We start from the raw sequence: 17,840 nt of genomic DNA on the forward strand, positions 1-17,840 counted from the left end.
TCCCCCGTCCGCCGACCGGTCAGGCCGTGAGGTTGTGCGCCGTGAGCCGCCACCCGGGCCGGCGGCCCGGGTCGGGCTGCACGATCGCCCACGCGCAGTTGTCGAGTCCCCCGAGGCCGAACCACTCGCCGGGGTCGAGGCCGAGGAGCTCGGAGAGGCCGAGCGTGATCGCCGCGCCGTGGGCCACGGCGACGAGCACGCCGTCCTCCCCGAGGCCGGCTGCCGCCTCGAGCAGTGCGGCCGCGACCCGCTCCCCGACCTCACGCCGGGTGTCGGCGCCGATGCCCTCGGGCTCGCGGCCCTGGCGCCAGGCCCGGAAGGCGTCGGGCCAGCCGCCCTCGATCTCCGCGTGGGTCAGCCCTTCCCAGACGCCGAAGGACCGCTCGCGCAGCCGCGGCTCGGGCTCGACGGGCACGCCGCACCGCTCACCGAGCTCCTGCGCGGTACGCATGGCGCGGCTGAGGTCGGAGCTGATGATCCGGGTGGGGCCGAGCTCGGCGAGGCTCGCCGCAGCGGCCCGCGCCTGGGCCACGCCGGTCTCGTTGAGCTCGATGTCCGACTGCCCCTGCAGCCGGGCCTCGGCGTTGTACGCCGTCTGCCCGTGACGCCACAGGACGATGGTGGGACCGGTCATGCCGGTGAGTCGGCGCCGTCGTCCTCGTTGAGGTCGGCGGGCAGCTCGATGACCGGGCAGTCCTTCCACAGCCGCTCGAGGGCGTAGAACTCGCGGTCCTCGGACTGCTGCACGTGGACGATGATGTCCCCGTAGTCGAGAAGCACCCAGTGCGCCTCGGACACCCCCTCCTTCCGCGCGGCACGTGCGCCCTCCTTGTGCATGGCCTCGTCGACGGCGTCGACGATGGCGCGCACCTGCCGGTCGGTGGCACCGGAGGCGACGACGAACGCGTCGGTGAGCACGAGCTGCTCACTGACGTCGAGCGCGACGATCTCCTCGGCCTTCTTGTCGGCTGCGGCGCGGGCGGCCACGACGGCCAGGTGGCGGGATCTCTCGTCAGCGGGCACGTGTCTCCTTGAGGTGGGGGGTGGTGGGGGTGGTGATGGTCGTGGTGGTGGCGGCCTGCGCCGGCGTCGTGCCCTCGGCGAAGGCCTCGGTGGCGAGCAGCCAGATGAGCACGCCGATGACGAGCGCGACGAGGGCGAGCACGGCGATCTTGACGACGGTGACCGCGGGGTTGTCGCGCCGCGGCGCGGGGGCGGGCTCGTCCGGACGCTCACGTCGCGTGCGCCGCAGGGGCTCGGAGGGAGCGTCCTCGTCGGCGCTGCTCGCCGAGATGTGGTCGATGGCCACCCACTTCGGGCGGAGCGGGTACTCGACGTCGTCCTCGTCCACGTGGTCGGCGGTCTCCGCCGCGGCGGGGCGCTCGTCCTCGACGTGCGGCGTCTGTTCCTCGGCCGGGGTGCGGGGAGCAGGCTCGATGGCCATGGCGTCGCGCGCGGTGCGGGCGGGCACGTCGAGCTCGATGGTGAAGCTCTGGCTCCAGTCGGTCAGCGGCGGGGGCAGCTCCTGGCCACCCGGAGGCGTGTCGGGACGCACGACGGGCTGGATCCCGGTGAGCCGGCCGGTGGAGTCGAGGGCCCGCATGCCCACGGCGGTGCTCGGCGTGCGGACGACCGGACGCCGACCGGTCGCGGTGCGTTCCTGGGGCTGCTCGGAACGCGTGGTCGACGCGTCCGCCTCCTCCGCGAGCTCGCGCAGCGAACGGCGGCTGGGCAGGCGCGGCCCCGACGGCGCGGAACCGGCCGTGACCGCGGTGCTGGGCGACGAGCCCTGCGTCGATCCCGCGGGCGGGGACGCGGGCCGGGCCGGCGGGGACACGGGGGTGGTCGGGGCAGCCGGCGCAGCCGACGTTGCCGCACTTCCGGCCGACGAGGCAGGACCTGCGGAGACGCCGGTGGACGGCACGGCAGGACGCGCGGCGGTCCCCGCGGGGCGCGCGGACGGCGCGGAAGCCGCCGACGGCGCAGATCCCGCGGTGGTGCTCACGCCTCTTTCGCGCATCCGCTCGGCCAGCTCCTCGGCCGGCAGCTCTCCCGTGGCGATCGCCTCGAGGCGAGCGGCCTCCTCGGCCTGCCGGCGGCGCAGCTCGCGCCGGGTCAGCGGCTGTGGGGTGCTGGAGACCTCGGCGGCACGCTCGGCCTCACGCCGGCGGCGTCGCTCCCCAACGGGACGCTCCGTCCCCTCACCCATCGGTGACTCATCCTTCCTCACGTCGTGGCGGCGGCCAGCGGCCCTGGCTCGGAGGCCGGGGCCAGGTACAGGCCGTGCTTGTGGATGTACTGGACCACGCCGTCGGGCACGAGGTACCAGACGGGCATGCCCGCCCGGACCCGGTCGCGGCAGTCGGTCGAGGAGATCGCCATGGCGGGAACCTCCATGAGCGAGACCCCGCTGCTCGGGAGCCCGGTGTCGTCGAGGTGGTGCCCGGGCCGGTTGACCCCGACGAAGTGGGCCAGGGACCACAGCTCGTCGGCGTCCTTCCACCTGAGGATCTCCGGCAGGACGTCCGCCCCGGTGATGAAGAAGAGCTCGGCGTCCGGATAGGTGGAGCGCAGCTCGCGCAGGGTGTCGATCGTGTACGTCAGCCCCGGACGGTCGATGTCCACCCGCGAGACGTTGAACCGGGGGTTGGACGCCGTCGCGATCACCGTCATGAGGTAGCGGTGCTCCGCCGCGGTGACCTCGCGGTCCTGCTTGAACACCGGCTCGCCGGTGGGCACGAACAGGACCTGGTCGAGGGAGAACACGTCGGCCACCTCACTGGCGGCCACGAGGTGGCCGTGGTGGATGGGGTCGAAGGTGCCGCCCATGACCCCGATCCGGTGCGCCTGGCGCTCGGTCATCCTCAGGCGTGACGCGTGCGCACGTTGCGGTAGGACACCGTGACCAGCAGCAGGAGCATGAGGATCGCGAACGCGATGACGCCGTAGAGCCACGCCGGCATCGGGAGCTGGGTCGCGTGCTCCTCGGTCTGCTGGGCGAGGTTCACGAGAGAGCTCATCATGGGCGGTGTTCCTTCCGTCGAGACATCCTGGACATTCTCCCACGGCGCACCTGGTGGGGCCGTCACGGGACCTTACTGGCGCAGCTGACCGTCGCCGACGACGATCCACGACGTCGTGGTCAGCTCTCCCAGACCCATCGGTCCGCGGGCGTGCAGCTTCTGGGTGGAGATGCCGATCTCGGCACCGAGACCGAACTCACTGCCGTCGGTGAAGCGGGTCGAGGCGTTGACGATGAGCGCGGCGGAGTCGATCTCGCGGGTGAAACGCTCGGCAGCACGCAGGTCCGTGGTGCAGATCGCCTCGGTGTGCCCGCTGGACCAGCGTCCGATGTGCTCGATGGCAGCGTCGAGGTCCTCGACCACCCGGACCGCGAGGTCGAGGCTGAGGTACTCGGTGGCCCAGTCCTCCTCGGTGGCGGGCACGACCTCGACCCCTGCCGGTGCGAGCAGCGCGGTGGCGTCGTCGGCGTGGATGCGCACGCCCGCCTGCCCGAGCGCGGCGAGCGCCACGGGCAGGAAGCGCTCGGCGGAGTCGCGGTGGACGAGGAGCGTCTCGGCGGCGTTGCACACCCCGGTGCGCTGGGTCTTGGAGTTGAGCACGATCGCCACCGCCTGGGGGACGTCCACCAGCGCGTCGACGTAGACGTGGCAGTTGCCCACGCCGGTCTCGATGACCGGCACGAGGGACTCGCGCACGACGGTCTGGATGAGGTCCGCGCCGCCACGCGGGACGAGGACGTCGACGAGCCCGCGGGCCCGCATGAGCTCGACGGCGCCGGCCCGCCCGTGCGCGTCGATGGACTGGACGAGCTCGGGCGGCAGTCCCTGGCCGGCGAGCGCCTCGCCGATCACCTCGACGATGACGGCGTTGGAGGAGGCGGCCGCCGAGCCGCCGCGCAGGATGACGGCGTTGCCGGACTTCAGCGCCAGGCCCGCGGCGTCGACGGTGACGTTCGGACGGGCCTCGTAGATCATCCCGACGACGCCCATCGGCACGCGCACCTGGCGCAGTGTGAGGCCGTTGGGCAGCGTCGAGCCACGGACGACCTCACCGACGGGGTCGGGCAGCGCCGCGAGCTCGCGCAGGGCGTCGGCGATCGCGACGATCCGCTCGTCGGTGAGGGCGAGCCGGTCGAGGAGGGAGTCCTTCATGCCGTTCGCCCGGCCGCGGGCGAGGTCCTCGGCGTTCGCGGTGACGATCCGGCCGGAGGCGGCGACGAGGGCGTCGGCCATGGCGTGCAGGGCGGCGTCCTTCGTCGCGCGGGTCGCGGTGGCCAGGACCCGGGAGGCGGCCTTCGCCGCGCGCGCCGTCGCCTCGACGGCGCCACGCACGTCCGGGACGGGCGCGGACGCGGCGACGAGGTGAGCAGGCTCGAGCACAGGCGTGTCCGTCATGCCGACCAGCGTAGGGCGCGGCGCCGACAGTTGGTAGGCGCGTCTCGCCCACGGGCCCTGCGCCCCCGCCCGCCGCGACCTTCCCGGGCTGCCCGCGACGGGACGTACGCTGTGGGCGTGACCTCCGCACGTCCTCTCCCGGTGTCCGCCCCGCCCGCCGCCCCCGGCGGCCGTCCTCGCGACGCGCTCGTCGACCCCCTCACGTGGCGCCTGGCCATCGCCAACCTCCTCGCGCAGATCGGGATCATCGTCACCGGGGGCGCTGTACGGCTCACCGGCTCCGGGCTGGGCTGCTCGGAGTGGCCGCTGTGCCAGCCGGGCTCCTTCACCCCGACGTTCCACGGCGAGAGCGTCATGCACGAGGCCATCGAGTTCGGCAACCGGACGCTCACCGGTGTGCTCGGCGTCATCGCCCTCGCCCTCGTGTGGGCGGTCTACCGCCGCGAGCCCACGGCCTCGCGCCCCGCCGCGCTCAGGCGCCTCGCCTGGCTGCCGCTCGCGGGCATCGCCCTCCAGGCGTTCGTCGGCGGCGTCACGGTGTGGGTGGACCTGCACCCGGCGATCGTCGGCTCCCACATGCTCATCTCGCTGGCGCTCGTCGCCGTCTCGACCTACCTCCTGCTGCGGCTCGCCGCGCCGGACGCCCCCGTGCGCCCCGCCTCCTCCCCGCGCCTGCGCATGCTGGGCGGACTGCTCGTCGCCGTCGGCGTCGCCCTCCTCGTCCTCGGCGTCGTCACGACCGGCGCCGGCCCGCACTCCGGTGACGCCACCGAGCCCTACCGCTGGGCGCTGGACCCCGCCCTCATCTCCCGCGTCCACGCCGCGGTCGTGTGGGTGTTCGTCGCGATCGTCGTCGTCGGCCTGCTCCTCGCGCGTCGTGAGGGCAACCGGGCCGCGCTGCGGGCGTGGGGCTGGCTGATGGCCGTCACCCTGCTCCAGGGCCTCATCGGGTACGTCCAGTACTTCACCGGCCTGCCCGAGCTCCTCGTCGGGATCCACATGCTCGGCTCGGCGCTCACGGTCGTGGCGATCGTCCACGCCGTCGGCGCGCTGTCCACGCGGCAGCCCGAGCCCTTGCCCACCCCGTAGCGATGGACCTCGCCGCCGCCGTCCGCGACGCCGTGCGGTCGGCGGCGGGCGATCCCGTGCGGGCGGCGGCCCAGCAGCGCTACATGCGCTCCGCCCTGCCCTTCCGTGGGCTGGCGGTCCCCACGGTCCGCACGCTCGTGCGCGGCGTGGTCCGCGGGCGGCCCGCGCCCGGCTACGCCGAGTGGTCGGCGGCCGTGGAGGCGCTGTGGGACGGCGCGGAGTTCCGGGAGGAGCGCTACGCCGCGCTCGGCGTGGCCCGCAGCGCCCCCGAGCACGCGCGGGCGGAGGCCTCGCTGCCGCTCTACCGCCACCTCGTGGTCACCGGCGCGTGGTGGGACCTCGTCGACGAGACCGCGGCACACCTCGTCGGGGCGGTGCTGCGCGCCCACCACGAGACCGCCGAGGACCTGCGCGCGTGGGCACGCGAGGAGGACCGGTGGCTGCGCAGGGCCGCGATCCTGTCCCAGCTGCGGTCCAAGGAGTACACCGACCGCCGCCTGCTCGTCGACGTCATCGAGCCGAACCTCGCCGACCCGGACGTCTTCGTCCGCAAGGCGATCGGGTGGGCGCTGCGCCAGTACGCCCACCTCGACGACGCCGCCGCGGCCTGGGTCCGCGACCTCGTCGCCGGGTACGGGCAGCGGCTCTCGCCGCCGTCCCGGCGCGAGGCGCTGCGCTAGGGGGTCAGCGGAACCAGGGCGCGTCGGCGGGCCGCAGCGGCGTCCAGCCGGCGGCGCGGGCGCCCGCCGTCGCGAGGATCCCGACGACGGCGCTCGGGTTGTGCAGGCGCCCGTCGTACACGGCGGCGACGGCGTCGTCGAGCGGCACCCACCGCACCGTCATGTCGCGCTCCTCGTCGGCGCGGGAGTGCCGCTCGCCCTCGGGCACCTCGCTGACGTCGCGCGCGAGGTAGACCCGCAGCGACTCGGTCGAGCCGCCGGGGGTGGTGAAGTAGTCGACGAGCACGTCCCAGCGTCCGGCCCGCAGGTCGGTCTCCTCGGCGAGCTCGCGCTGCGCCGCGGTGAGGTAGTCCTCCCCCGCGACGTCGAGGAGCCCGGCCGGGACCTCCCAGAGCACCGCGCGGACGGGGTGGCGGTACTGGTCGACGAGCGCGACCTCCTCCCCGTCCGGCCCCTCACGCAGCGCGACGACGGCCACCGCCCCGGGGTGGTCGAGGAACTCGCGCAGCACGGGCGCGGCGTCGTCGGGTGAGAGGCGGACCTCCTCCGCGACGAGGTCGAAGACCTTGCCGTCGTGGAGGAGGTCCCGCGAGACGACCTCGCGGCCGTCGTCACGCCGGTCGGCCAGGCTCACACCTGCGCCTCGCGGGAGCCGGACGCCACCTGCGCCGCGGTCTCCTCGACGAGGTCGGTGGTGCGGGCGTGCTCCGGCTCGTCGGTGGACGGGGCGTCGGCCGGCGCGGACTCCCCCTCGACCTCGAGCAGCCGCCCGGCGCGCTGGCGCTCGAGCGCCGCACCGATGAGCCCGTGGAACAGCGGGTGGGCGGAGGTCGGGCGGGACTTGAACTCCGGGTGGGCCTGGGTGGCGACGTAGTAGGGGTGCTTCGCGCGGTCGAGCTCGACGAACTCCACCAGGGAGGAGTCCGGGGACCGGCCCGAGATGTGCAGCCCGGCCTCGGTGAGCGCCTCGCGGTAGGCGTTGTTCACCTCGTAGCGGTGGCGGTGGCGCTCGGAGACCCGGGTGGCGCCGTACACCTCGGCGACGAGCGAGCCCTCCTCCAGGACCGCCTCGTAGCTGCCCAGGCGCATCGTGCCGCCCATGTCGCCACCGGCGCCCTCGACGAAGTCGACCTGCTCGGCCATCGTCGCGACGACCGGGTCGGGGGTGCCGGGGTCGAACTCGGTGGAGGACGCCTCGCTCAGCCCCAGGACGTTGCGGGCGTACTCGACGACCATGCACTGCAGGCCCAGGCAGATGCCGAGGGTCGGCACCTCGTTCTCGCGGGCGTACCGCAGCGCGCCGAGCTTGCCCTCGATGCCGCGCACGCCGAAGCCGCCGGGGACGAGGACGGCGTCGACGTCCTGCAGGGCGCGGCGCGCCCCCTCCGGGGTGGCGCAGTCGTCGGCGGGGACCCAGCGGACGACGACCTTCGCCCGGTGGTGGAAGCCGCCGGCGCGCAGGGCCTCGGTGACCGAGAGGTAGGCGTCGGGCAGGTCGACGTACTTGCCGACGAGCGCGACCTCGACGGTGTCGCGCGGGTGCCGCACCCGCTGGAGCAGGTCGTCCCAGTCGCTCCAGTCGACGTCCCGGAACGGCACGTCGAGCCGGCGCACGACGTAGGCGTCCAGGCCCTCGCGGTGCAGGACGGCGGGGATCTCGTAGATCGAGGACGCGTCGCGGCACTCGACCACGGCCTCGCGGTCGACGTCGCACATGAGCGCGATCTTGGCCTTGACGCCCTCGGGCAGCTCGCGGTCGGTGCGGCACACGATGGCGTCGGGCTGGATGCCGATGCTGCGCAGCTCGGACACCGAGTGCTGGGTGGGCTTGGTCTTCAGCTCCCCGCTCGCGCTGAGGTAGGGCACGAGGGAGACGTGGACGAAGAAGACGTTGTCGCGGCCGAGGTCATGACGCACCTGGCGCGCCGCCTCGAGGAAGGGCAGGGACTCGATGTCACCGACCGTGCCGCCGATCTCGGTGATGATGACGTCCGGTGCGGGGCTGCCGTCGGCCGGGCGGGCCTGGGCGCGCATCCGCGTCTTGATCTCGTCGGTGATGTGCGGGATGACCTGGACGGTGTCGCCGAGGTAGTCCCCGCGCCGCTCCTTGGCCAGGACGGTCGAGTAGACCTGGCCGGTCGTCGCGTTGGCCGCGCCGGAGAGGTTGACGTCGAGGAAGCGCTCGTAGTGCCCGATGTCGAGATCGGTCTCGGCGCCGTCCTCGGTGACGAAGACCTCACCGTGCTGGAACGGGTTCATCGTGCCGGGATCGACGTTGATGTAGGGATCGAGCTTCTGCATCACCACGCGGAGGCCGCGCGCGCGGAGAAGCTGACCGAGGCTCGAGGCCGTCAGTCCCTTCCCGAGGGACGACGCGACGCCGCCGGTGACGAAGATGTGCCGAGGGACTGAGTCTCCGCCTGAGCGGTGAAGGGTGACCACGGAGTTCCACCTTATCAGTCGGAGCGGACCGCCGAGTAGCACCGGCGGAGCTGGGCGAGGACGTCGACGGGTGTGGGCAGCTCCGCGGCGCGGGCCAGTGCGGCCCGCTGGAGCTTCTCCCGGGCGTCGTCGTCGGCGACGAGCCGGGCGACGGCGGCGGCGAGCGGGCCGGCCTCGGGCGCGACGAGGACGGCGGCGTCGCCGGTGACCTCGCGGGTGCCACCGACGTCGGTCGCGACGACGGCGCGCCCGGCCTGGAGGGCCTCCTGGACGGCCAGCGGCTGGCCCTCCCAGGTCGAGGTCGACACGACGAGGTCGGCTGCGGCGAGCAGCGCAGGGACGTCCTCCCGGCGGCCGGCGACGACGACCGGCAGGCCCTCGTCCACGACCCGGCGGCGCAGGCCGGCTTCGCCCGGCCCGTCCCCCACGACCACCCAGCGCAGCGGGGCGCCGCTGCGGGCGAGCTCGGCGGCGGCGTCGCACAGCAGGCCGAGGCCCTTCTGCGGCGCGAGGCGGCCGACGGTGAGCACGAGCCGCTCCCCCGGCGCGAGGCCGAGGTCGGCGCGCAGCGCGTCACGCGCGCCGGGGTCGACGGCGCCCTGCGCGCGGCGCGCCGGCGCGGGGACGAGCGCTCGCTCGGACCGGGCGCCGAGCCGGGTGGCGCGGGCGACGAGGTCCCCGCTCACCCCGAGGACGAGGTCGGCGCCGCGGGCGACGACCCGTTCGAGCACGGCGGCGACGGCCTGCACCTTGGGCCCTCCGACGGGGAGGTTGTGCAGGGTGACGACGACGGCCGGCCGGTCACGCCACGCGCGGGTGGCGAGGACGGCGGCGGCGCCGGCGCGCAGGCCGTGGGCGTGGACGACGTCCGCGCCGGCGAGCACGTGGCGCAGGTGGCGCAGGGCGGCCAGGTCGCTGGGCCGGGGCCGGTCGGCGATGTCGACGACGGCGGTCGGCACGGGTGAGTCGGCGACGACGTCGGCGGGCCCGGCGAGCAGCACCTGGTCCCCGGCTCCGGCGAGGAGCCCGGCCACCTGACGAGCGTGGCGGGCCACCCCGCCCGCGCTCGTGGAGGTCAGCTGGACGATCCGCATGCGTCCCACCCTGTCACGCCCCGGACCAGGCCGTCGTGCGCAACGCGCCGCGGTCGGCGGCGAGGACGGCGAGCCCGGCGACCGCGGCTGCGGCGAGGGTGCCCGCCGCGGAGGCGAGCAGGCCGGACAGGAGGAGCGGCTCGACGGCGCCGAGCACGGCGTCGGTGACGAGCCGGCCGACCAGCGCCCCGGCGGCGGCCGCGACGGTCCCGACGGCGAGGGTGCGCAGCAGCCCGCCGAACGACGTGCCGGCCCCGAGCGCCAGGCGCAGCGCCCACAGGAGCGCGACCCCGGCGACCGTCATCCCGGCGGTGGTGCCCAGCGCGAGGGAGCGGAGGGTGGCGGGTCCGTCGCCGCCGTCGGGGGCGGTGAGGGACACGAGCACGGCGGCGACGACGCTCACCGTGAGCCAGCCCGCGGCGGTCGCGACGACCGCGGCCCGGCCGCGGTCCAGGCTGTACAGGCAGCGCGAGACGTGGAAGACGAGGGCGTAGCCGACGACGGCGGGCGCGAGCCAGGTGACCGCGACCGTCATCCCGTCCATCGGGCCGCGCAGCGAGAAGACGGCCGTGACGCCCGGGGCGACCGCACCGAGCACGCCGGCGCCGACGAACGAGGCGGCGAGCACGGCCCGGGTCGAGCCGACCGCCATCGTCGCGAAGGCCCGGCGGTCCGTGCTCCCGGCGAGCTCGGCGAGGCGCGGGAAGACGGCCGTGGCGACGGGCACGGCGAGCACGGCGTAGGGCAGGAAGTACACCGCCTGCGCGTACTGCCAGATGGTGATCGTGCCCTCCACTCCCCCGCCGCGTGCGAGGAGGAGGAAGACGACGACGCTGATCTGCTGGGCGAGCAGCGCCCCGAGCCCGGCCGCGGCGAGGCTCAGTGCCCGGCGGCCGACGCCCTCGGGGAAGCGCAGGGCCGGGCGCAGCCGCACCCCGCTGCGCCGCACGGGCAGGAGCAGCGGCAGGCTCATGACGGCCACGCCGAGGGTGGTGCCCCACGCGAGCCAGTCGAGGGCGGCGCTCGAGAGCCGTTCGGGGTCGTCGGCCAGCCCCTGGGACAGCAGCCCGAAGAGGAGGTAGGTGGCGATGACGACGACGCTCGACGCGAGCGGCGCGATCGCCGGGAGGAAGAAGCGCCGCTGGGCCTGGAGGATGCCGGTGAGCACGACGCCGATGCCGTAGAGCGGGATCTGGATCGCGAAGACGCGCAGGAAGAACGTCGCGAGCTCGCGCTGGGTGGTGACGTCGGAGCCGACGGAGTCGGGCAGCAGCGCGACGATCGGGCCGGCCAGCAGGGCGACGAGCGCTCCGAGCGGGACGAGGACGAGGAGCGTCCAGGTGAGCAGCGAGGAGGAGATCTTGTCGACGTCGGCGCGCAGGTGCCGGGCGAGCGGCGCCGCGAGCAGCGGGACGACGGCGCCCGCGAGCGCCCCGCCCGCCGCCACCTCGAACAGGACGTTGGGCAGCATGTTCGCCGTCGAGTAGGCGTTCGCTGTCGCCGAGTCCCCGAGGGTGGCGGACTGGACGAACCACCGGACGAACCCGACGGCGCGGGAGAGCACCGTGATCGCCGCGAGCATCCCCGCGGCGCCGGCGACCCCGGACAGGACGCGGCCGAGACGACCGGGCCGGGTCTCGGTCACCGGCCGGCCACCACGCTCACCGCCGGCCCCAGCTGTCGACGGCGTGCAGCACCGGCGTGCGATCGATGACCTGGGAGAAGCTCACCTTCTCGCTGAGCAGCGTGAGGCCGACGACGGTGGCGAGCGCGCCGGCGCGCAGCAGCCGGGAGGGGTGGGCGGCGAGCGCCGTGCCCAGGCCCGCGCCGAGCGCGTTGGCGCCGGTGTCGCCGAGCATCGTGCGCTCGGCGAGGTCGTCGGGCAGCCCGGCGGCCGCCGTCCCGAGGACGGTGGCGGCGACGGGCGCGCCCGGTCCACCGGCGAGGGTGAGCCCGCCCGCGGCGAGGCAGGTGACCTTGAGCGCCCGCCCGGGGCGCAGGTCGAGGAGGTTGAGGAGGTTGGCGGACCCGGCGATGAGCGCAGCGTTGGTGCCGCGGTCGACGAGCCGGGTGACCGGGCCGCGGCCGCGCGCGGGCAGGAGGAGGGCGGCGAGGGCCGCGCCGCCGCCGATGCCGGCGATCTTCAGCGTCCCGGTGGTCACCTGGCCGTGGCCCAGCGCCGTGAGGTGACCGCGCAGGCCCTTGACGTGTCGGTCGCCCTCGCGCTCGGTGAGGTCGTCGACGGCACCGAGGGCACCCCCGGCGCCCGCGGCGACGGCTGCGGCGGCCCCGGTCCGGCCCGCGCCGGTGAGCGCGAGGCTCACCCCGGCGGCCTGCGCGAGCCCGCCGAGCAGGCTGACCGTGCGCCCGGCGTAGTTGGTCCGCTCCCAGCGCGCCCGGCCGCCAGGCGGCCGGGCCTCGAGCGCTGCGGTCGCGGCGCCGGCGGCGGTCACGCCGAGCAGGGCAGCACGTAGCCGGGACATCAGGCGGCGTCCGCCGTCTCGTCCTCGGTGGTCCCGGCGTCACCGCCGGTGTCCTCGGTGCTGCCCTCGGCGCCGTCGGCGGTCTCCTCCGGCTGCGGCGAGGCGGGCGGGGAGAGGTAGACGGCGGGCGGCACGGCTGCGGTCGCGTCGGCGCCGACACCGAACTGGCCGACCTCACCGGAGATCGCCACGGCCAGGGCCATCGGGACGTTGAGGCGGCCGGTGATCTCGGAGACGGAGTCGGTGGTCGTCACGGTCTCCACGGCGGTGGAGTCCGCGCGGATGGCGCTCACGAGGTCGAGCGCGGTGGCAGCCGAGCCGGCGACGACGCTGCCCTCGCCGGTCTCGGCGAGACCGCGGACGAGCTCGACCTCCTCGGCCAGCCGCTGCTCGCGGGTCTCGAGGTCGGCCGGCTCCATGCTCTCCTCCGGGCCGGTCTCCTCGCTGCGCGGGGCGATGACGACGGTGGCGTTGGCGGCCTGCGTGGGGTCGTCGACGACCTCGACGAGCCCGGCGTCGGCGAGGAGCTCGAGGAGCGTGCGGGCGTCGGCGGTGGGCGCGCCCTCGGCGTCGCTGCGGGTGAGCGCCTGACCCAGCGCCGTGCCGAGGATGACACCGGGCTCGGCGCCGTCGGCCGGCACCGGGTCGAGGTAGCCGAGGATCTGGCCGGCGAGGCTGGAGCGGAACGCGGCGCTGTCGGGGTTGGTCCACTCCTCGGTCACCTGGACCTGGCCGGTGACCGTGGCGCCTGCCTGCTCGAGCCGCAGGCGGACGTCGGCGACGTCGTCGGAGTTGGCCGACGGCAGGACGACGGTGGCGACCGCGCGTCCCTCGAGGCGCGAGCCGAGGGTGGCGGCGGCGAGCTCGTCGATGAACTGGTCGCGCTGCTCGACCTCGGCCTCGCTGACCTCGAGCTCGGTGCGCAGCCGGTCCCGGTCCTCGCGCAGCTCCTCGACCTGACCGGTGAGCTGGTCACCCAGCGGCTCGTTGAGCGGTCCGGCGCCGAGCACGATCCCGAGCGCGAGCGCGAGGAAGACGGCGATGAGCGAGACGAGGTGGTAGCGGAAGTCGATCACGGTGCTCCTACGAGATGGGCGCGGCCGGGGCTATCCCCAGCAGGTCCTTGATTCCGGCGAACAGCCCGTCCAGCCGCGCCATGATGATCAGCCACAGGGTCTGCCCGAACTCCGTCGTGGCCACCGCGACGACGATCGCGAGCAGGCCGGCGAGGGCCAGGAAGACGACCTGCCACGTGGAGATGCGGGTGCGGTAGAGCTGGGAGACGCCCTTGGCGTCGACGAGCTTGGAGCCCACCCGCAGCCGGGTGAGGAACGTCGAGGCCATGCCCGCCCGGCCCTTGTCGAGGAACTCCACGAGCGTGGCGTGGGTGCCGACGGCGACGATGAGCTCGGCGCCCTTGTCGTCGGCGAGGAGCATGGCGACGTCCTCGCTCGTGCCCGTGGCGGGGAAGACGACGTGGTCGACGCCGAGCTGCTCGACGCGGGACAGGCCCGGAGCACGCCCGTCGCGGTACGCGTGGACGACGATCTCCGCCCCGCAGCGCAGCGCGCTGTCCGAGACCGAGTCCATGTCCCCGACGATCATGTCGGGGCGCAGGCCCGCCTCGAGGATCGCGTCGGCGCCGCCGTCGACGCCGATGAGGACGGGACGGTACTCGCGGACGTAGGACCGCAGCATCGCCAGGTCCTCCTTGTAGTGGTAGCCGCGCACGACGATGAGGACGTGCCGGCCCTCGATCGGGGTGTGCACCTCGGGCACGCCGACGCCGTCGAGGAGGAGCTCACGCTCCCGGTTGAGGTAGTCCATCGTGTTGCCGGCGAACGCCTCGAGCTGGACCGACAGGCCCTCGCGCGCCTCTGCCATCGCTGCCGCGACGGTCTCCTCGGTCTGCTCGGTGCCCTCGGCGACGAGCACCGTGCCGGAGTACACCCCGCCGTCGTCCACGCGCACGGTGCGGCCCTCGCGCAGCGACATCACCGAGCTGCCGAGGTCGTCGACGAGCGGGATGCCCTCGGCGACGATGATCTCCGGGCCGAGGTTGGGGTAGCGCCCCGACGTCGAGCGGGCGGCGTTGAGCACGGCCGCGGGCCGGCAGGCGACGAGCGCCTCGGCCGAGACACGGTCGAGGTCGACGTGGTCGATGACGGCGATCTCACCCGGCTGCAGCCGCTTGGTGAGGTTCTTCGTCCGGGCATCGACCCGGACGGTTCCGGACACGCCCGGACCGGTGTCGGGGCGTGCGCGACGGCCGAAGAGAGATCTCACGCGTGTCATGGTGCCATGACGGCACGATCGAGGAGCTCTGCGGCGTGACGGCGTGCCACGTCGGAGTCCTCCTGGCCGGACAGCATCCGGGCCAGCTCCTGCTCCCTCTCGGCGCCGGTGACGCGCCGGACGTCGGTGACCGTCGCCTCACCCGTGGACTTCGTCACGACCAGGTGCGTGTCGGCGAAGGCCGCGACCTGGGGCAGGTGGGTGACGACGACGACCTGCGCGACCCGGGCGAGCCCGGCGAGCCTGCGTCCCACCTCGATCGCCGCCTTGCCGCCCACCCCGGCGTCGACCTCGTCGAAGACGAACGTGGGGCGCACCGCCGGGGCGGTGTCCGGGGCGGCGACGGCGACCTCGAGGGCGAGCATGACGCGCGAGAGCTCACCGCCGGATGCGCCGTCCCCCAGCGGCCGGGGCCGGGCGTCGGGGCGCGGCTGGAGGAGGAGGGCCACGCTCTCGGCGCCCCACGGACCGGGCTCGGGAAGCGGCGTGAGCGCGACGTCGAGGTGGGCACCGGGCATCGCGAGGCCGGCGAGCTCGGCGTCGACGGCGGCGCTGAGCCGGGCCGCCGCCTCGGTGCGGGCGGCGGTCAGCTCCGCGGCGAGGGCCTCGAGGCGCGCCGTGAGCGAGGCCAGCTCCTCGCGCAGGGCCGCGCCGCCGTCCTGGGGCCCGTCGATCTCGGCGAGCCGGGCGGCCGCGGCGGCCGACCACTCGGTGAGGGCGTCGGGGCCCTCGACGCCGAGGCGCAGCGCGGCGTCCTTGAGGGCGGCGCGACGCTCGTGGACGGTCTGCAGCCGGGTGGGGTCGGCCTCGAGGGAGGCGAGGAAGGCACCGACGTCGGTGCCGATGTCGGCCAGGAGGTAGGCGACCTCGGCGAGCCGGGCGGCGAGCGCGGACAGCTCGGGGTCGGAGACCTCCAGCGACCGCCGGGCCTCGTCGACGAGGACGGTGGCGTCCAGCTCGGCGCCCTCCCCCGCCCCGGACAGCGCGGCGTGGGCACGGCCCGCGGCCTCGCGCAGCTCCTCGACGTTGCCGAGCTTCTCTGCCTCGGCGCGCAGCTCGTCGTCCTCGCCGGGCTGCGGGTCGAGGGCCTCGAGGAGCTCGAGGCCGGCACGCAGGCGGGCAGCCTCGCCGGCGCGCTCGTCGCTGCGTGCCTGCCACTCCTCCAGCCGGGTGCGCGCGTCGGTGAGGCGCTGCCACGTCCCGCGGTAGTCGGTGAGGAGCGCGCCGGTGCGGGCGAAGGAGTCGAGGAGCGCACGCTGACGGGCCGGGGCGCGCAACCGCAGCTGGTCGGACTGGCCGTGGACGGTGACGAGGTCGGCGGCGAGCTCGGCGAGGAACGCCTGGGGCACGCTGCGCCCGCCGGCGAAGGACCGTGAGCGGCCCTGGGCGGGAAGAGTGCGGGCGAGGATGAGGGCGTCGTCGTCCAGGGTCCCGCCGGACTCCTCGACGCGCCGCGCGACGTCCTCGTCGACGACGAACGTGCCCTCGACGACGGCGCGGTCGGTGCCGGTACGCACGACCGCCGGGTCCCCGCGCCCGCCGAGGAGGAGGTCGAGGCCGGTCAGGACCATCGTCTTGCCGGCACCGGTCTCGCCCGTGATGACGGTGAAGCCGGGACCGAGCTCGAGGCGCGCGGAGGCGATGACACCGACGTTCTCGATGCTGATCTCCTCGATCACGGGTCCTTCCTCCCTCCGCGCCAGCCGGTGACGGGCAGGTTGAACTTCGCGACGAGCCGCCCGGAGAAGGGGGTCGGCTCGATGCGCGCGAGCCGAACGGGCTCACGGCCGCGGCGCACGTCGATGTGCGAGCCGACGGGCGCGGGGAGCTGACGGCGCCCGTCGCACCACACGTCCCCGCCGGAGAGGTTGCGCTCGAGGACCTCGACGGAGAGCACGGAGCGCGGCCCGGCGACGAGCGGCCGGGAGAACAGTGCGTGGGCGGCGATCGGCACGACGAGCAGGGCCTCGACGTCGGGCCACACGACCGGTCCCCCGCCGGAGAAGGCGTAGGCGGTCGAGCCGGTGGGGGTGGCGATGACGATGCCGTCGCAGCCGAACGTCGACAGGCCGCGCCCGTCGACGCCGAGGGCGAGCTCGATGACCCCGGAGCGGTCGACCTTCTCGATGGTCGCCTCGTTGATCGCCCAGCCGTGGTGGACCTCCCCCTGGGGGGTCTGCACCTCGACGTCGATGGTCATCCGCTCCTCGACGGTGTAGTCGCGGTCGGCGATGCGCTGGACGACCTCACCGAGGCTGTCCGGCTCGGCCTCGGCGAGGAAGCCGACGTGGCCGAGGTTGACGCCGAGGAGCGGGACGTCGCGGCCCCGGACGAGCTCGGCGGCGTGCAGGAGCGTGCCGTCCCCACCGAGGACGAGGACGAGCTCGGGGTCGACGCCCGGGGTGAGCTCGTGGACGGGCTCGATGCCCAGGGCGCGCAGGCTCTGCTCGACGTCGGCCGCCGCGGTCACCGCCTGCTCGCGCCACGCGTGCTGGACGATGAGGACGCTGCGGCTCACGGCGCCACCTCAGGGCGGCGCTCGACGGCTGAGGCGATCACGGCGTCGAGCTCCTCGGGCGGGTGGGCGCGGTCGGGGTCACGGCGCAAGCCTATGAAGTACTCGACGTTCCCGCTGGGACCGGGCAGCGGGCTGGGTTCGACGGCGAAGGTGTGCAGGCCGAGCGCCTGCGCGGCGTCGGCGACGGTGCGGACCGCGTGGGCGTGCAGGGCCGGGTCGCGGACCACCCCGCCCTTGCCGATCGCCTCGCGGCCGACCTCGAACTGGGGCTTGACCATGAGGAGGAAGTCGGCGTCGGGCGCCGCCGCTGCCGCCAGTGCCGGCAGGACGAGGGTGAGGGAGATGAAGGAGAGGTCCGAGACGACGAGCGAGGGCGCCGGGGCCACGGCTTCCGGGTCGAGGGTGCGCACGTTCGTCCGGTCGAGGACGGTGACGCGCGGGTCCTGCTGGAGGGACCAGGCGAGCTGGCCGTAGCCGACGTCGACGGCGACGACGTGCTCCGCGCCGCGGCGCAGGAGGACGTCGGTGAACCCGCCCGTCGAGGCGCCGGCGTCGAGGGCGCGGCGACCGGCGACCGGCACCTCGGACCCGAGCGCGTCGAGCGCGCCGGCGAGCTTGTGCGCGCCGCGGGAGACGTACTCCTCCTCGGCGGGGGCGACGACGCGCAGCGCCTGGGCAGGGTCGACCTGGCGAGCGGGCTTGGTCACCGGCCCGCCGTCGAGCAGGACCTGGCCGGCGGCGATGAGGTCGGCGGCGTGCTGCCGCGAGCGGGCGAGGCCGCGGCGGACGAGCTCGGCGTCGACCCGGACGAGACGCGCCAC

The 17,840-nt window shown here is 75.0% G+C and carries 18 protein-coding genes; 2 read left to right on the forward strand and 16 right to left on the reverse strand.

What is annotated here, in order from left to right; all coding sequences use genetic code 11:
- Positions 1-19: 19 nt before the first annotated feature.
- The 6 genes from FE251_RS10475 to FE251_RS10495 form a co-directional block, all read right to left on the reverse strand.
- Positions 20-634, reverse strand: a complete 615-nt coding sequence (locus FE251_RS10475; protein WP_139948733.1) for a histidine phosphatase family protein — start codon at positions 632-634, stop codon at positions 20-22.
- Positions 631-1,023: a ribosome silencing factor gene (gene rsfS, locus FE251_RS10480; RefSeq protein WP_139072123.1), complete on the reverse strand. Its 393-nt coding sequence runs from the start codon at positions 1,021-1,023 to the stop codon at positions 631-633. The genes FE251_RS10475 and rsfS overlap by 4 nt, the downstream gene beginning before the upstream one ends.
- Positions 1,013-2,209, reverse strand: a complete 1,197-nt coding sequence (locus tag FE251_RS10485) for a hypothetical protein (RefSeq protein WP_139948734.1) — start codon at positions 2,207-2,209, stop codon at positions 1,013-1,015. Before FE251_RS10485 ends, rsfS begins: the two co-directional genes overlap by 11 nt.
- 17 nt (positions 2,210-2,226) lie before the next feature.
- Positions 2,227-2,862 (reverse strand): nicotinate-nucleotide adenylyltransferase, encoded by a 636-nt coding sequence (nadD, locus tag FE251_RS10490; RefSeq protein WP_139072121.1) that lies wholly within the window; start codon positions 2,860-2,862, stop codon positions 2,227-2,229.
- A 2-nt stretch (positions 2,863-2,864) separates the two neighbouring features.
- Positions 2,865-3,020: a hypothetical protein gene (locus FE251_RS15530; RefSeq protein ID WP_168202595.1), complete on the reverse strand. Its 156-nt coding sequence runs from the start codon at positions 3,018-3,020 to the stop codon at positions 2,865-2,867.
- Positions 3,021-3,095: 75 nt separating this feature from the next.
- Complete coding sequence (locus tag FE251_RS10495) at positions 3,096-4,418, reverse strand: glutamate-5-semialdehyde dehydrogenase (protein ID WP_139072120.1); 1,323 nt, start codon at positions 4,416-4,418, stop codon at positions 3,096-3,098.
- 117 nt (positions 4,419-4,535) lie between these two features.
- Here FE251_RS10495 and FE251_RS10500 point away from each other — a divergent pair, with 117 nt between their 5' ends.
- On the forward strand, positions 4,536-5,507 hold the full coding sequence (locus FE251_RS10500; RefSeq protein WP_230976397.1) for a COX15/CtaA family protein: 972 nt from the start codon (positions 4,536-4,538) through the stop codon (positions 5,505-5,507).
- Between the two features lie 2 nt (positions 5,508-5,509).
- Positions 5,510-6,187, forward strand: coding sequence for a DNA alkylation repair protein (locus FE251_RS10505; RefSeq protein ID WP_139948735.1), 678 nt, complete (start codon positions 5,510-5,512; stop codon positions 6,185-6,187).
- A gap of 4 nt (positions 6,188-6,191) precedes the next feature.
- On the opposite strand, the gene FE251_RS10510 is transcribed toward FE251_RS10505, so the two are convergent.
- From FE251_RS10510 to FE251_RS10555, 10 genes are read right to left on the reverse strand one after another with little or no spacing between them, the layout of a single operon-like run.
- Positions 6,192-6,815, reverse strand: coding sequence for an NUDIX domain-containing protein (locus tag FE251_RS10510; protein ID WP_407925295.1), 624 nt, complete (start codon positions 6,813-6,815; stop codon positions 6,192-6,194).
- A 2-nt stretch (positions 6,816-6,817) separates the two neighbouring features.
- Positions 6,818-8,629, reverse strand: a complete 1,812-nt coding sequence (locus FE251_RS10515; RefSeq protein WP_139948736.1) for a CTP synthase — start codon at positions 8,627-8,629, stop codon at positions 6,818-6,820.
- Positions 8,630-8,643: 14 nt separating this feature from the next.
- Entirely contained in the window at positions 8,644-9,723 is a 1,080-nt protein-coding gene (locus FE251_RS10520) for a glycosyltransferase family 4 protein (protein ID WP_139948737.1), read from the reverse strand.
- Between the two features lie 13 nt (positions 9,724-9,736).
- Positions 9,737-11,368: a murein biosynthesis integral membrane protein MurJ gene (gene murJ, locus FE251_RS10525; protein WP_139072115.1), complete on the reverse strand. Its 1,632-nt coding sequence runs from the start codon at positions 11,366-11,368 to the stop codon at positions 9,737-9,739.
- Positions 11,369-11,384: 16 nt separating this feature from the next.
- A complete protein-coding gene (locus FE251_RS10530) occupies positions 11,385-12,176 on the reverse strand; it encodes a hypothetical protein (RefSeq protein WP_230976398.1) in 792 nt (263 codons plus the stop codon).
- Positions 12,177-12,205: 29 nt separating this feature from the next.
- Complete coding sequence (locus tag FE251_RS10535) at positions 12,206-13,282, reverse strand: copper transporter (protein ID WP_139948739.1); 1,077 nt, start codon at positions 13,280-13,282, stop codon at positions 12,206-12,208.
- Positions 13,283-13,289: 7 nt separating this feature from the next.
- The gene (gene steA / locus FE251_RS10540; RefSeq protein ID WP_139072112.1) at positions 13,290-14,501 is read right to left on the reverse strand and encodes a putative cytokinetic ring protein SteA; all 1,212 of its coding nucleotides are present in this window, start codon (positions 14,499-14,501) and stop codon (positions 13,290-13,292) included.
- Positions 14,498-16,180 (reverse strand): DNA repair protein RecN, encoded by a 1,683-nt coding sequence (recN, locus tag FE251_RS10545; protein ID WP_139948740.1) that lies wholly within the window; start codon positions 16,178-16,180, stop codon positions 14,498-14,500. Before recN ends, steA begins: the two co-directional genes overlap by 4 nt.
- Positions 16,177-17,019, reverse strand: coding sequence for an NAD kinase (locus FE251_RS10550; RefSeq protein ID WP_139072110.1), 843 nt, complete (start codon positions 17,017-17,019; stop codon positions 16,177-16,179). The genes recN and FE251_RS10550 overlap by 4 nt, the downstream gene beginning before the upstream one ends.
- The gene (locus FE251_RS10555; protein WP_139072109.1) at positions 17,016-17,840 is read right to left on the reverse strand and encodes a TlyA family RNA methyltransferase; all 825 of its coding nucleotides are present in this window, start codon (positions 17,838-17,840) and stop codon (positions 17,016-17,018) included. Before FE251_RS10555 ends, FE251_RS10550 begins: the two co-directional genes overlap by 4 nt.

This window comes from Georgenia wutianyii, from assembly GCF_006349365.1.
GTDB lineage: Bacteria > Actinomycetota > Actinomycetes > Actinomycetales > Actinomycetaceae > Oceanitalea > Oceanitalea wutianyii.